The following is a 14,167-nucleotide window of genomic DNA, read 5'->3' on the forward strand; positions in this document are numbered from 1 at the left end:
ACATGCGGATGAAAAATTATTATATGCTTGTTTTTTTACTTGCCGGGTTATCGCTGTTCCCGGCCTGTGAAAAACTGATCGATATAAAACCCGACTCTGCCATCACTGCCGAAAATTACTGGAATGCGGAGGGCGATGTAACGGGGTACCTTACCGGCATCTACACGAAGTACCGGGACGTGATGAATAATACCTATTACCTGGAAGACCGGGGTGATGCATTCAGCCCGGGACTGGAGTCCGGGATGTCCTCTGCCTGGCAGCAAAATTTAACACCCCAGAATGCACCGAACTGGCTGGATTTTTATAATGTGGTGCATCATTGTAACCTGGTATTAAAGTATGCACCTGGGATTGCTTTTGGACAGGAAGCGAATAAAAACCGGGTTTTGGCACAGGTGAAGTTTATCCGGGCGCATATATATTTTACCCTGCTACGTTGCTGGGGCGATGTGCCCATTGTTACCGCACCTACCGAAAGTGCCGAAATGCCCCTGCCTGTAAGAGCAAAGGCATCGGAGGTTATCGCTTTTGTTTTAAAAGATATTGATGAGGCCATCAATACATTTCCGGAGGATAATATAAAAGATAAAGACCTTGCTTCCAGGCAGGCCGCTTATGCCTTAAAGGCAGATGTACTGTTGTGGCGCGCAAAAGTATTGAACGGAGGCGCAACGGATCTTACCGAAGCTATTACTGCTGCTGATAAAGCGGCGGTGGGACTAAGCCTGGAAGATGATTTTTCGAAGGTATTCAGTACCGATAACCGGAAGGGTAAGGAAGTGTTGTTTGCGCTGCATTTTGCGAAGGATGAAAAGTCGGATCAGTATAGCAAACAGCTTAAACCGCGTGACATTTTTGTACAGTCCGCGCTCAATAAAAATGATATTCCCTATGCCGTTAGCGGAGCCCGCAGCCAGTATGCCCCTTCCGATAAATTGCAGCAGGCTTTTAAGGTAAATGCAAATGACAAAAGAGCCGCAGCTTCCTTTATTGTGGCCACCGGGGCTAATAATGCGGTGATTGGTGTATTTGACAATAAAATGCGTGGAACTGTTTACCCGGATAACCGCTACTATGATAATGATATTATTGTATATCGCCTGGGTGAGTTAATTCTTTTTAAAGCCGAGGCGCTGGCTGCCCTGGGGCGTACAACAGAAGCCATTACAGAACTGGATAAAATAAGGGTGCGTGCCGGTACCGGCAATTATAAAGGTGCAACAGACAAACTATCGGTAGAACGGGAAATACTCAACGAGCGGTTCCGGGAACTGTACCTGGAGCTGAAACGCTGGCCGGACCTGCTGCGTTTTCATTTTGAAGGCGTAATTGATGTGCGTGCGGAAGTGGCCAATATGAACGCGTCTGTACCGCTGTTCTTCCCCATACCCAAAGCACAAATAGATATAAACCCAAATTTGATTCAGACTGAAGGATATTAAATTTTAATACGATGCTTACAAAAACGCTTTTTTCAATAGGATTTTGCAGCCTGGTACTGATAGCGATCGGTTGCAAAAAACAAGGTCTTGTTGGATTTGACCCGGTGAATCCGAATGCACCGGGACTTGCAGATTCAAATAAATATGTAAAGCTCTTCGAGCGGGGATATAAAGGCTATGCATTGTTTCGCATACCGGCAATCGTACGTGCAAAATCCGGCACGTTGCTGGCCTTTGCCGAAGGACGCATGTGCGGAACATGTGGGGACGCCGGCGATATTAATATGGTGCTGAAGAGAAGTACCGATGGTGGCAAAACCTGGGGCGATCTGATGGTGATCTGGGATGATGGGGAAAATACCTGCGGCAATCCCGTGCCGATCGTAGACGAAGAAACAGGTACCATTCATTTATTAATGAGCTGGAATAATACCCGGGCATTTGTAACCCGGTCAACCGACGAAGGACTTACCTGGTCAGCACCCCAGGAGATCACTGCCAACGTAAAAGATGTGGGCTGGACCTGGTATGCAACTGGCCCGGTGCACGGTATTCAATTAACGGAAGGCCCCAATAAAGGCCGGCTGATTGCACCTACCTATACCACTGCAACCAACCTGGGAAACAAGAGCTATTCTTTTTCTGTTTACTCAGATGATCATGGCGCTACCTGGAAAAAAGGTGCGCTGACCAAACAGGGCGATGTGGGCGAATGCACAGTAGCGGAAACGAATGCCGGATTATTGCTCAATATGCGCTCTTCGGTATCCAACGCACGTGTTTTTACAACAAGTACCGATGGCGGTTTAACCTGGGGAAATAATCAGCTGCAACCGGAGCTGCCGGATCCTAAATGCCAGGGCAGTATGATCAGTTTTAAGCAAAATGGAAGCTGGGTATTATTGCAAAGCAATGCGGCGGCGCAAACGCGTACAAATATGGCCGTGAAACAGTCAGACGATGACGGAAAAACCTGGAGCCGGTCCTACACCGTTTTTTATGGTGCTTCGGCCTATTCCGATATGGCCCTGCTGGACGACCGGCATGTAGGACTGATCTTTGAAAACGGCGATAAAAATCCTTACGACCGGATCTATTTTAAACGTATCCCTTTGTCCAACCTTCAATAATTGCAGTATGAAAATTATGAATTATGTATCCGGCCTGGTTTTAATGATCGCCCTGTTACTGGCGGGATGTAAAAAAGACAAAGTCAATACGGCCATAATCGTCGATTTTGCGGCCAGTAAAGTGGCCCTTACGGCTGGCGACAGCATTACATTCAGGGAGCTGGCGCAGGGCACCGTTTCAAACTGGCATTGGGAGTTTGAGGGCGGAGAACCGGCAACATCGAATCTCTCCGGGCCTACGGTAACCTATAAGGAACCCGGAACGTATTCCGTAACGTTAACGTTGAGCAATGCGGCCGGTGAGGCGATCCTTAAAAAAGAAAAGATGATCTCGGTAGGCCATAGCCGTGTTAAAGCCGGTTTCACCCAGCAAAAAGCAGTAGCGCTTCAAAACGAAAAACTGCAGTTTACAGACATCAGTACCGGATCTCCCACTGCGTGGAAATGGGAATTTACCGCCCTGGAAACGGGCGCTGTCATCGGCTCGGATAAACAGCATCCGCAGGTCAATTTTGCCGATACCGGTTTTTATAATATCCGCCTGATCGCATCCAACCCGGATTACAGTGATACCCTTGTGAAAGAGAAAGCGCTGCACATCATTGATCCGTATACACTGGCGGCGGCATTTGATGCAGATGTGCCCTCCATATATGAAGGGCAGCGCGTACAGTTCACCGATCAATCCCTGGGCATTGCAAAAGAATGGGCCTGGGAGATTACCGGCGATGGGGGAACGCTCCGGTCTTCAGAACAAAATCCTTCCATTCAATTTGATAAGGCGGGCATCTATACCGTAACCTTAAGTATTAAAAATGATGTGGCCGCGCACTCAAAAACCATGGAACGGTTTATCCGTGTGATTCCCGCCAATGGCCTCGTGGGGTATTTCCCGTTCAATCATTCGATCAATGATGAGGGGCCGTTAAAGCTTCCGGTTACAAAGAGGGGACAGGTAGGTGTGGTACAGGCCGGCAGAAATGGAAGCACTACCGGAGTGGGCAGTTTTGATGGCAGCGGCGGAATCGTTGTGGCGGATAACCCGGATTTTAATATGGGTACCGGCGACTTTACGGTTGCCGTATGGGTGCAATCCACCAGCACGGTGCGGATGATGATCTGGCAGGAAAGCGGTAAAAAAGGAACGGCGGATAACCAGGCCTGGTTACGCCTGAACAGCTCTGCCACGCAATATACCGTGTTTAATACAGAAGATGCGGCGGGGGGATCCAGCCTGACGCTGGCAGATCCCGGAAATATTGCGGATGGTAAATGGTATCATGTAGTGGCCGTTCGGTCGGGATTGACAACAAAGCTTTATATTAACGGTCAGAAAATAGGCGAACGCAACTCCGGCAATGGTGTAAAAGATGTTTCCAATACAGCCGACTTCAAGATCGGTATGCAGGAGGGAACCAGTAGCTTTAGTAATTACTTTATCGGGAAGCTGGATGAATTGATTGTTTACAAAAGGGCATTAAACGATAGCGAAATCACAAACCTGTTTAAATATTAATGATGGAAAGAGCGGTACGATCCTGTATAAAAAGCAAGGGATATGGCAGGCTGTTAAACTGGGTAGCATTTACGGGCATGGTCTTGTGTATGCATGCCTGCAGCGCACGTTTGCATACTGCAGTGGAGCAGCCGGTTACGGTTTTTGAACCCGGTGCGGTATATAAATCAACCCGTATACCGGCGCTGGTGTACACAAAGCAGGGGGCTTTACTGGCATTTTGTGAAGGCCGTATCGGCACGGCCAGTGACTGGGCCGATATGAACCTGATCATGCGTCGCAGTAAGGATGGGGGCAACAATTGGGAGCCGATCGTAATTATAGACTCCATGAAGGGTGGCCCGGTTGGAAATCCAACGCCCATCGTTGATGCGGATGGAACGATTCATTTGTTATACCAGCGTGATTATGCGGAAGGATTTTATACCTGCTCAAAGGATGATGGCAACTCCTGGTCGAAGCCGGTAAATATTACGGAGACCTACAACGCATTCAGGCCGGAATATGACTGGAAGGTGCTGGCCCCGGGGCCAGGGCATGGCATCCAGCTGAAAAACGGACGATTGCTCAGCGCGGTATGGCTGGCCAATTCTGCACGGTTAACGCCACGCAGAAGTCATTCCCCTTCCTGTGTGGCGACGATTTACAGCGATGACCAGGGCAAAACCTGGAAACGGGGCGCTATTATAGCCGATAGTTCCGCACAGATTGCCAATCCCAATGAAAGCATGCCGGTACAATTGGCTGACGGATCGGTGTTGATGAGTATCCGGAGCCCGTCAAAACAACAGCGAAGAGCGTTTAGTAAAAGTGCCACCGGTTCCGGCGGTTGGACGGGAACGCAATTTGCAAATGCTTTATTTGATCCTACCTGTATGGCGCCCATCATCGCATTGCCCAAACTTAGGCCGGAAGGGAAGGCCGCATTGTTATTTGTAAATCCTGATAGCCGGGATATTGAAAAGCATCCCCGCCGGAACCTGTCTGCAAAACTGTCCTTTGATGAAGGCGCCACCTGGGGTTTTAACAAGGTCATCGACCCGGGGCCTTCGGGTTACAGCGACCTGGCCGTAGATAAAAACGGAACGGTTTATTGTTTGTATGAGACTGCAGGAAAAGACCGTGATTTTAATTACAAGCTGGTATTAAAAAAGCTGCCGGCAAAATGGTTTCAAAAAAAATAACCGGATGATATATGCCGGCAAAAAATTAATAGGCCGGCTCAAAAAAGAAAATATACGAATGAAAATAAAAGGATTAATCGCCGCAACCTTCAGTACGCTGCAGGCAGACGGCTCAGTAGATTTTGAGATGATCCCGCTACTGGTAGAGAAACTGGTAGCGGATGGCGTACAGGGCGTATTTATTTGCGGAACCAATGGAGAAGGTCCCAATCTTACCGTGGAAGAGCGCATGCAGGTGGCGGAAGCCTATGTAAAAGCGGTGAACAAGCGCATACGGGTATTGGTACATGTAGGTCATACGGCCATTACCGAATCGCGTCAGCTGGCAAAACATGCCAGTGCTATCGGAGCAGATGCCATATCCGCCGTGGCTGGTTTTTATTTTAAACCGGCTTCTGTCGACAACCTGGCCGATTGTATGGCCGCTATTGCCGGAGCGGCACCGGATATCCCTTTCTATTATTACCATATTCCAGCCATCACCGGCATCGCTGTAGATATGATCCGCTTCCTGGAGCTGGCGGAGGAAAAGATCCCCAACTTTGCGGGGATAAAATATACCGCCGCAACATTGCACGAATACCAGCGTTGCTTAAACTACAAGAATGGTAAATACGATATCCTTTTTGGGTACGACGAGTTATTATTGCCGGCACTGTCTGTAGGTGCAATGGGCGCCATCGGAAGCACCTATACCTTTGCCGCGCCGCTGTACAACGCCGTTATCCGGGCATTTGAACAGGGCGACCTTGAAAAGGCAAGGAGCCTGCAATGGCAGGCCGTACAAATGATCTCCTGCTTAACAGAGTATGGGCCAATCCCCACTCAAAAAGCAATTGTAGGTTTGGGCGGACTGGAATTAGGTCCCTGCCGTTTGCCATTAACCGCATTAACAGCCGGTCAAAAGCAGCGGGTGCAACAATTTCTTGAATCTATTCGTTTTTTTGAAAACCTGCACCAGGTTCAGCAGGAAGGAACAATGAATGCAATATGAACGGTAAAGGCTGGTTCATACTATTTATAGTTATGCATATGCTGTTACACAAGATGGCTGCGCAGCCATTTAAAATGGAACAATGGAATGCGCTGCCGGATACAACAAGCTTTGCCGGTTCTTTTGCCGGCCTGATCAATGACCGGTTAATTGTAGCCGGGGGCAGTAATTTTCCCGGTGGCGGTGCGCCCTGGCTGGGATCAAAAAAAATATGGTATGACCAGGTATTCCTGCTCGAGCACAAAACGGCATCCTGGAAAAAGATCGGGAACCTGCCCCAGCCCCTGGGATACGGCGTTTCTGTTTCACTGCCCGGGGGGTTACTTTGCATCGGAGGCAGCAATGCGGAAGGGCACACTGCGGGGGTGTTATTATTGCAGGTAAAGGATGGAGTACTGCAAACAGATACCCTGCAGCCCCTGCCGCAGGCACTGGCCAATACCTGCGGTGCACAGGTGGGGAATAAAATTTATGTAGCGGGAGGGCTCACTACGCCGGATGCAAAAACAACGGCTGCCGCTTTCTATGAACTGGATCTGTCAGATGGATTAAAACAGGCAAAATGGAAGCAGCTTCCTGCCTGGCCGGGTCCCTCGCGTATGTTGGGAGTAGCAGCGGCCGTTGGTGATTGCTTTTATTTGTTTAGCGGCGCCCAGCTGGTAAACGGGCAACGAGTGTATCTCCGGGATGCCTACCGTTTTTCGGAAAGAACCGGCTGGACAAAGATTGCGGATCTTCCCCGCCCGGCAGTAGCGGCGCCTTCGCCACTGATGCAGGATGGAAAACGGATCTTTCTTTTTGGGGGAGATGATGGCAGTAATGCCGGCAAAGATCTGCGTGAAGCACATCCGGGCTTTAGTAAAAAAATGCTGGTATACGATTGCCGGAAAAATACCTGGTCGGAGCTTCGGTATACAAAAGCCGATATGCCCATGATTCCCGTAACCACAACGGCGGTTTTATGGGGCGATCAATGGGTGATCCCCGGCGGGGAAATAAAGCCGGGGATCCGTACGCCGGAAGTGTTGTGGATTTTAAAAAAATAATGACAACAGAACAATAACCAACCATGCTGTTGAAAGAACGGAAATATTATAAATGGGTTGTAGTAGCCTTGCTGTGGGTGGTAGCCCTGCTCAATTATCTGGACAGGCAAATGCTCTCTACTATGCGGCCTGCTATGCAAATTGATATTGCAGCGCTGGAGAGTGCGGCTACTTTCGGACACCTGATGGCGATCTTCCTCTGGATCTACGGGCTTATGTCGCCGGTATCGGGTCTTATAGCCGACCGGCTCAACCGGAAATGGCTGATAGCGGGTAGCTTATTTGTATGGTCGGCTGTTACCTTGCTGATGGGTGTTGCCACTTCCTTTAACGAATTGTATGGCTTGCGGGCGATCATGGGCGTTAGCGAAGCACTGTATATACCGGCGGCCCTGTCGCTGATTGCCGACTATCATTCTTCAAAGACACGTTCAATCGCCGTAGGCATTCATATGATCGGGCTGTATGCCGGGCAGGCCTTTGGCGGTTTTGGTGCCACGGTTGCACAAGCCTATTCGTGGCAGGCTACCTTTCATGTTTTTGGGATCGTTGGCGTTATTTATGCTATTGTGCTGATCCTGTTTTTAAGGGAACACCGTCCGGCAGCCCCGGTAAAAACGGACGCTTCATCGGGCTTCAAAGGATTTAAAATACTTTTTGCCAACTTCTCTTTTTGGGTGTTGCTCCTGTATTTTACCGTGCCCAGTATCCCGGGATGGGCGGTGAAAAACTGGTTGCCCACGCTTTTTTCTGATCACCTTGGCATGGATATGAGTACGGCGGGACCCAGGGCTACCATTACCATTGCCGTGGCTTCGCTGCTGGGAGTGATTACCGGCGGACTGCTGTCGGACCACTGGGTGCAAAAAAATCTGAAAGGCCGTGTATATATCAGTGCTTTTGGGGTGCTGCTTACCATACCGGCCCTGTTGCTGCTGGGTTATGGACATACGTTTATCCTGCTCTTTTGTGGGGCGTTTTGTTTTGGCTTTGGCTTTGGCATGTTCGATGCGAACAATATGCCCATCCTTTGTCAGCTGGTGGCGCCCCGGTACCGGGCTACGGCGTATGGCCTGATGAACATGGTCAGCGTATTTTTTGGTGCGCTGGTCACCGATCTGTTGGGCAAATCGGTTGATGCCGGCCATCTGGCACGCGATTTTACCGTGCTGGCCGTTATCGTTTTTGTGGCGGTGATCCTGCAACTGGTGCTGCTAAATCCCAAAATGGTTGATTATCGGAACGAGGGCTAACCCATGCCCCCTGCATCGTTAACCGGTTCCTGAAAAACACAGGCACCGTCCGGGTGGGTTAAGGGGGTCTTTACCCGGAAATAGCTTCCCGTACCGGGGATATTCCCATAAACGATCTGCTGTAAACCGGCAAATACCCAGTGATAAAAAACAGCAGGAAACGCGGAAGAAGAAAAAAGCCCGGTATAACGTTATTGAACGTAAATTAGGGAATGTTTCATGCAACAGGCAAAAGTATTATTGTGATGGGGGTATCCGGCAGTGGTAAAACGACGGTTGGTAAAGCGTTGGCTGCCGGGCATCATTGGCGCTTTGTGGATGGAGACGACCTGCATCCACCGGCCAATGTATCGAAAATGCGTTCGGGGATCCCGTTAACAGATGCCGATCGCTGGGGATGGCTGCAGCGCATCAACCAGGAAATGCAGATACAGAATGCCGCCGGTGTATCCATTGTAGTGGCTTGCTCGGCGCTCAAAAAAACATACCGGGAGGTATTGCGGCAACACGGAGTATCCGTTTTGTTCCTGTATTTGAAAGGTGATTTTGAACAGGTGCAGGCATTGCTGCAAACACGAAAGGGCCATTTTATGCCGGCCGGTTTACTGCAAAGCCAGTTTGAAACACTGGAAGAACCAACCGTTGCCGAGGCCGACTGTATCACCATTCCGGTCACCGGTCTTCCGGAGGAATTGGAGGAAATCGGCCGCTTGTTAAAGCAGCGCGGATTTTACTGATCCATGGTGTATTCACGCAATAACTGTATTTTAGACATAAATACCTGCCATGGCCCTGTTGATCCTGATACTTGGAATTGTATTGCTGTTGTTACTCATTACGGTTGTAAAGCTCAACGCATTTATTGCATTAACGGTGGTTGCCCTTTTTATAGCCCTGGCAAACGGCATGGCTCCGCCGCAGGTCGTTACCGCCATCAGTAAAGGCATCGGGGATACCCTTGGTTCCCTCATTCTTGTGTTGGGCATGGGTGTGTTGCTGGGGGCCTTGCTGACGGAAACCGGTGCTACACAGCAGATCTGTAATGGATTGATCCGGGTATTTGGTCCCGCCAGGGCAAAGATCGCGCTTGCCGTTACCGGTTTTGCTGTGGGACTGGCCTTATTTTATAATGCCGGTTTCATCGTATTGATTCCGCTGGTTTTTGTGGTGGCCCGGCAAACAGGGTTGCCATTAGCCTATCTTGCCATTGCCATGGCCGCCCCGCTTTCTATTACACACGGTTTTCTGCCGCCCCATCCCGGGCCAACGGCCATCGCCATTTTGTTTAAAGCAGATATGGGCAAAATCCTGCTATATGGATTGTGTATCGCGGTGCCCACCCTGTTGCTGGCCGGCGTGTTTTTTCCCGAACGGATACGGAAGATAAAAGCGGCTCCTCCTGCCGGAATTTTTGGCGGTGAAAAGATGATTGCATCCACATTGCCCGGTTTTGGTATCAGTTTATTTACGGCATTGATACCGGTGTTACTGATGGCCGCGGCTGCGGTATCGGCCGCATTTGAAAAAGATCAGGGGCGTACAGGCATACGGATCCTGCAGTTTGCGGGCGACCCGGGCATGGCAATGCTGATCGCCGTTATCTGCGCCCTTTTCTTTTTAGGCGTGTTTCGCGGTATTTCTATCAAATTGCTGATGGATCGCACCAGCGGGTCGCTGAATGCCATTGCCACCATTGTGCTGGTTATCGCTGCGGGAGGGGCTTTAAAGGAAGTACTTATCCAGAGTAAGACCGCAGACGCCATCACGCTTTTTTTTCAAAAAATATCCCTGGCACCATTATTCCTGGGCTGGCTGGTAGCCACCCTGATCCGGATTGCCGTTGGGTCTGCTACTGTGGCGGCATTGACCGCAGCGGGTATTGTGCAGCCGCTTATTGCATCGATGCATGTAAAACCGGAACTGATGGTATTGGCCATTGGAGCCGGAAGCCTGATGTGCTCGCATGTGAATGATACCGGTTTCTGGATGTTTAAAGAATACCTGGGGCTCAGTATTGGCGATACCTTCAAAACCTGGACGGTGATGGAGTCCATTATCGGCATTGCGGGTTTGATTGGGGTGCTGCTGCTCAATGTGCTGGTATAAAAGCCGGAGCTCTTCAACGCTATTTGTTAAGCATGTGAATAAAGAAACCATTTTGAAATGACAAGACCTGTCATAAGCCCGGTTGCAGGATCATATACGCTTATTCAGATATCGATGGACGGAATCCGGTTTAAAGAAACGGAAACGATCACCGGAATGCAGGCGCATCTAAAACCGTATACGGGCCAATAAAACGCGGCATCAATACCCGCCTTTACTTTGTTACGCTGATACCATCGTTGCTCAACGGCTTCCGGATCCGTTTGACGATTTATTTGGTTGTTCATCGAATCTCCGGGTATGCTGTTGCTGTCTGAGCTACCTTAGTGTGACGTATCAACGAATGGTACGGGCTGCCGTCGTCCGGCGCACTCTGGTAAGTATCAATGGCAACCGGTCCATACAGTTGCCTGAATCAAAAATAACGTATATGAAAAAAATAAGCACAGTGTTTTTGGCCGTCTTCTTATATAGTTTACCGGCAATGGCTGCTCCTCATTCCGGAACCACCGGAAATTACTGGAATACAGAAACCGGACCCTGCTCGAATCCTTATACCATTATCCGCCTGTATGCAGGCGAAGGCCTTCTTTTGAAAGAGATCGTATTTGAAAATCGGCGATTAAAAATGACCGGACGAAGGATCCGCCAGCTGAACCATCTGGCGCTGCACCTGCCTGCCGGGGCAGTGAATAAAGAAAAGGTAGCGGCCGTACTAAAAATAAAACCTGCCGCTGTAAGTTGCATCCGGGAAATAAATGAAAGCGGGGCTGTATTATAGGATTAAGCGCCTTAACTTTATAAACTGCATGCAACCATAATGCAGGCGCATACGAAGCATGACACGCACCATCATCGCTCAATCGATAGTCAATAAAACAAAACGCAGGGATCCCTGGTTCCTGGATGATTATACGGTTAATCCCTATAGCGGGTGCTCCTTCAATTGCCTGTACTGTTATATCAGGGGCAGTAAATACGGGATCAATATGGAGGAGAAGCTTAGCGTAAAAAGCAATGCAGTGGAATTGCTGGAGCGGCAGCTGGCTGCGCGGGCCCGTAAAAAACAATATGGCTTCATTGTGTTGTCCTCTGCTACCGATCCTTACCTGCAGCTGGAAAAAACAACACTGCTTACCCGGCGTATCCTGGAGGTGATCCTGCATTACCGTTTTCCCGTGCATGTGATCACCAAATCGGACCTCGTCAGCAGAGACTTCGATCTGTTGCAGGCCATCGACCGGGAAAGCATCCTCCCCGATGATCTGAGTGATAAGATGACCCACAAAGCATTGGTCACCTTTTCCTTTTCCACACTTGAAGATCCCGTTGCCCGTATTTTTGAGCCAGGTGCCACGCCTCCTTCCAAACGGCTGGGTGCTTTAGCACTGGCGCTTGAAAAAGGGCTTTACAGTGGCGTTAGTCTGATGCCCATGCTGCCTTTTATAACGGATACAGCGGCACAACTGGAGCAGCTGTTTCAGACCCTGAAAGCCGTTGGGGTTAATTATATCCTTCGCTCAACTCTTACGTTATTTGGTTCGGAATCTTCCGATAGCAAAACCCTTGTATTACGCGCTGTTGAAAAACACTATCCGCATCTGCTGGAAAAGTACCGGCAGTTTTTCCGCCATGACACACAGATGCCTGTCTATTACCGTAAGGCCTTCGCAAAAAAAATGGAAACCTTATGCCGGGAGTACCAGCTCAACAATCGTGTGCTGGAAAGTTAAGCACCGGATGTGCACTAAACAGCATTGATCGGTCTTATACCATTGCTACTGAACGGCCGGCTGATCCGTTGAACGGTTTAATTGGCTGTTCGTCGAGTCATCGGATATGCTGTTACCAGGCTGACTACCTTAGCTTATGCATCAACAAATTAAAAAGAATTACCGCGGTCCCGTTTGCAACGGGTTTCCGGGAACTGCTATGTCGGTCATACATCTGCTAATGCGCTAAAAATGATCCGAAATGAAAGCACACTTGTGAAAATGCTATAATCAAATTAAAAATACCAACATGAAAAGAACTGTTTTTTTTGTCTGGCTGATCGCTGCTATCCTGTTTTTGATATGCGGCTGTAAAAAAGTTCCGCAGAATGATCGGGAGCCCGGTCCCGGTGAATGGGAGCGGGGCATTCCTTCGTTTAAACCCAAAGGGGAGCCCATGGGTGCGCCGGTAAAGAAGCTGATCGGTACAGATGGAGGATCTATTACAAGCGAAGACGATAACCTGCAGGTATCCATACCGCGCGGAAGTTTTGCGGAAGCTACGGAGGTCAGCATCCAGCCCATCTCCAATACCCTGGAGGAGGGCTCCGGGAGAAATGCCTACCGGATTGAAGCCCAGGGGAAGAAATTGTTGAAGCCGGTGACGCTGACGTTCAACTATGAAGACCGGATGGTAACCGAAGGGGCTGAAAAGGTATTGATGATCGCTTACCAGCGGGCAGACGGCGCCTGGTGCGCCAAACCTACATCGGTGAATACGGAAAGCAAAACGGTAACGGTTACCACCAGTCATTTCAGCGACTGGATGTTCTTTGAAGATCTTACGCTCCGGAAGAACCGGGAACTTGTAGAAAAGAAGGATCAGGTTGAACTGGACTTACTGGAGACGAGTTTATTGGCGCCGCTAACGATCCCGGGAAACGGGGACGCAGATGCACTGCCCTTGTCGCTGCTCCAGGATCTTGAGCCCACAAAATACACCACCCTGCAATGGAAGATCGTGGAGGGACCGGGGAAGCTGGAGGTGCGGAAAAATACGAAAGGCGTTATGGCAAAGGCGCTTTACACGGCTCCTGAAATTATCTCCGAAAGTAAAACCGTAACCATACAGGTGGAAGTGACCTCTAAAGGAACCCTGCCCGATCCGGGGTATCCGGGCGGGAAACGTCCGATCGGGAAGATGCTCTTTTTAACGTCGATCAAACTTTCTCCGGATTCCTATTTCAAGGGAACCGTTGGAGGAAAGCCTTTTAATTTTGATCTGACCGGCGCAAGGGTACGGGCACTCAATCTGCAGATCGATGGCAGGGATACAAAAGCCGGTACCGGCATCAATATTTACTGCAACGGATTAAAAGGAACGGTTTATAATGGCGGTAAGGGAGCCGGCGAATTTTATATGACCTATGGCGAGGGAACGCCACGGGTTATGTTCTGGAGCTATTATCAGTCTTGCTCAGAGGGGGAGCAATTCAGTGGCAAGCTAACCTTAACCAATAGTACAGACGATTTTGTGGAGGGTAATGTAACCGGAACGGTATTCTTTATCGATAACCGGTGTGGGTTTACCGAATCCAAAGAGTTGTCGGGTAGCTTTAAGGTGGCGTACTATGATGCGCCGTAAGCTGCGTTTGATCCTGCTTTATGGTTTGCTGATGAACAGGAATGGTATTTGATCAGCCCGGGAATATCGTTTGCCTGATATTTAGCCAACGGAAGGAAAATACAGTAATGCATACCGCTTGGTAATTGCGTCCTTT

General features: G+C 49.4%; 12 protein-coding genes. All 12 read left to right on the plus strand.

Going from position 1 to position 14,167, the window contains the following annotated elements:
* Positions 1 to 23: 23 nt before the first annotated feature.
* The 12 genes from Q1V85_RS02015 (at position 24) to Q1V85_RS02070 (ending at position 14,031) form a co-directional block, all read left to right on the plus strand.
* Positions 24 to 1,445, plus strand: coding sequence for a RagB/SusD family nutrient uptake outer membrane protein (locus tag Q1V85_RS02015; RefSeq protein ID WP_300596912.1), 1,422 nt, complete (start codon positions 24 to 26; stop codon positions 1,443 to 1,445).
* 11 nt (positions 1,446 to 1,456) lie between these two features.
* Positions 1,457 to 2,575 carry a sialidase family protein gene (locus Q1V85_RS02020; protein WP_300596913.1) on the plus strand — a complete coding sequence of 373 codons (1,119 nt, stop codon included), beginning with the start codon at positions 1,457 to 1,459 and terminating at the stop codon, positions 2,573 to 2,575.
* Between the two features lie 7 nt (positions 2,576 to 2,582).
* The gene (locus Q1V85_RS02025) at positions 2,583 to 4,091 is read left to right on the plus strand and encodes a PKD domain-containing protein (RefSeq protein ID WP_300596915.1); all 1,509 of its coding nucleotides are present in this window, start codon (positions 2,583 to 2,585) and stop codon (positions 4,089 to 4,091) included.
* Positions 4,091 to 5,275, plus strand: coding sequence for a sialidase family protein (locus tag Q1V85_RS02030; protein ID WP_300596917.1), 1,185 nt, complete (start codon positions 4,091 to 4,093; stop codon positions 5,273 to 5,275). Before Q1V85_RS02025 ends, Q1V85_RS02030 begins: the two co-directional genes overlap by 1 nt.
* A gap of 58 nt (positions 5,276 to 5,333) precedes the next feature.
* Positions 5,334 to 6,269: a dihydrodipicolinate synthase family protein gene (locus Q1V85_RS02035; RefSeq protein ID WP_300596919.1), complete on the plus strand. Its 936-nt coding sequence runs from the start codon at positions 5,334 to 5,336 to the stop codon at positions 6,267 to 6,269.
* Between the two features lie 38 nt (positions 6,270 to 6,307).
* Complete coding sequence (locus Q1V85_RS02040; protein ID WP_300596921.1) at positions 6,308 to 7,315, plus strand: galactose oxidase; 1,008 nt, start codon at positions 6,308 to 6,310, stop codon at positions 7,313 to 7,315.
* Between the two features lie 23 nt (positions 7,316 to 7,338).
* Entirely contained in the window at positions 7,339 to 8,568 is a 1,230-nt protein-coding gene (locus Q1V85_RS02045; RefSeq protein WP_300596923.1) for an MFS transporter, read from the plus strand.
* A gap of 212 nt (positions 8,569 to 8,780) precedes the next feature.
* On the plus strand, positions 8,781 to 9,305 hold the full coding sequence (locus Q1V85_RS02050) for a gluconokinase (RefSeq protein ID WP_300596925.1): 525 nt from the start codon (positions 8,781 to 8,783) through the stop codon (positions 9,303 to 9,305).
* A gap of 49 nt (positions 9,306 to 9,354) precedes the next feature.
* Positions 9,355 to 10,674, plus strand: a complete 1,320-nt coding sequence (locus tag Q1V85_RS02055) for a gluconate:H+ symporter (protein ID WP_300596927.1) — start codon at positions 9,355 to 9,357, stop codon at positions 10,672 to 10,674.
* Positions 10,675 to 11,104: 430 nt separating this feature from the next.
* Positions 11,105 to 11,455: a hypothetical protein gene (locus Q1V85_RS02060; protein ID WP_300596929.1), complete on the plus strand. Its 351-nt coding sequence runs from the start codon at positions 11,105 to 11,107 to the stop codon at positions 11,453 to 11,455.
* Between the two features lie 58 nt (positions 11,456 to 11,513).
* Positions 11,514 to 12,407, plus strand: a complete 894-nt coding sequence (locus Q1V85_RS02065) for a radical SAM protein (protein WP_300596931.1) — start codon at positions 11,514 to 11,516, stop codon at positions 12,405 to 12,407.
* A gap of 289 nt (positions 12,408 to 12,696) precedes the next feature.
* Positions 12,697 to 14,031 (plus strand): hypothetical protein, encoded by a 1,335-nt coding sequence (locus Q1V85_RS02070; protein ID WP_300596934.1) that lies wholly within the window; start codon positions 12,697 to 12,699, stop codon positions 14,029 to 14,031.
* The last annotated feature ends 136 nt before the right edge of the window (positions 14,032 to 14,167 follow it).

This window comes from Niabella sp. (assembly GCF_030150205.1).
Classification (GTDB): Bacteria; Bacteroidota; Bacteroidia; order Chitinophagales; family Chitinophagaceae; genus Niabella.

Bases quoted from the DNA above. Each gene is read 5' to 3' on its own strand.
- Q1V85_RS02015 (WP_300596912.1), top strand. From the start codon at position 24: ATGCTTGTTTTTTTACTTGCCGGGTTATCGCTGTTCCCGGCCTGTGAA.
- Q1V85_RS02020 (WP_300596913.1), top strand. From the start codon at position 1,457: ATGCTTACAAAAACGCTTTTTTCAATAGGATTTTGCAGCCTGGTACTG.
- Q1V85_RS02025 (WP_300596915.1), top strand. From the start codon at position 2,583: ATGAAAATTATGAATTATGTATCCGGCCTGGTTTTAATGATCGCCCTG.
- Q1V85_RS02030 (WP_300596917.1), top strand. From the start codon at position 4,091: ATGATGGAAAGAGCGGTACGATCCTGTATAAAAAGCAAGGGATATGGC.
- Q1V85_RS02035 (WP_300596919.1), top strand. From the start codon at position 5,334: ATGAAAATAAAAGGATTAATCGCCGCAACCTTCAGTACGCTGCAGGCA.
- Q1V85_RS02040 (WP_300596921.1), top strand. From the start codon at position 6,308: ATGCTGTTACACAAGATGGCTGCGCAGCCATTTAAAATGGAACAATGG.
- Q1V85_RS02045 (WP_300596923.1), top strand. From the start codon at position 7,339: ATGCTGTTGAAAGAACGGAAATATTATAAATGGGTTGTAGTAGCCTTG.
- Q1V85_RS02050 (WP_300596925.1), top strand. From the start codon at position 8,781: ATGTTTCATGCAACAGGCAAAAGTATTATTGTGATGGGGGTATCCGGC.
- Q1V85_RS02055 (WP_300596927.1), top strand. From the start codon at position 9,355: ATGGCCCTGTTGATCCTGATACTTGGAATTGTATTGCTGTTGTTACTC.
- Q1V85_RS02060 (WP_300596929.1), top strand. From the start codon at position 11,105: ATGAAAAAAATAAGCACAGTGTTTTTGGCCGTCTTCTTATATAGTTTA.
- Q1V85_RS02065 (WP_300596931.1), top strand. From the start codon at position 11,514: ATGACACGCACCATCATCGCTCAATCGATAGTCAATAAAACAAAACGC.
- Q1V85_RS02070 (WP_300596934.1), top strand. From the start codon at position 12,697: ATGAAAAGAACTGTTTTTTTTGTCTGGCTGATCGCTGCTATCCTGTTT.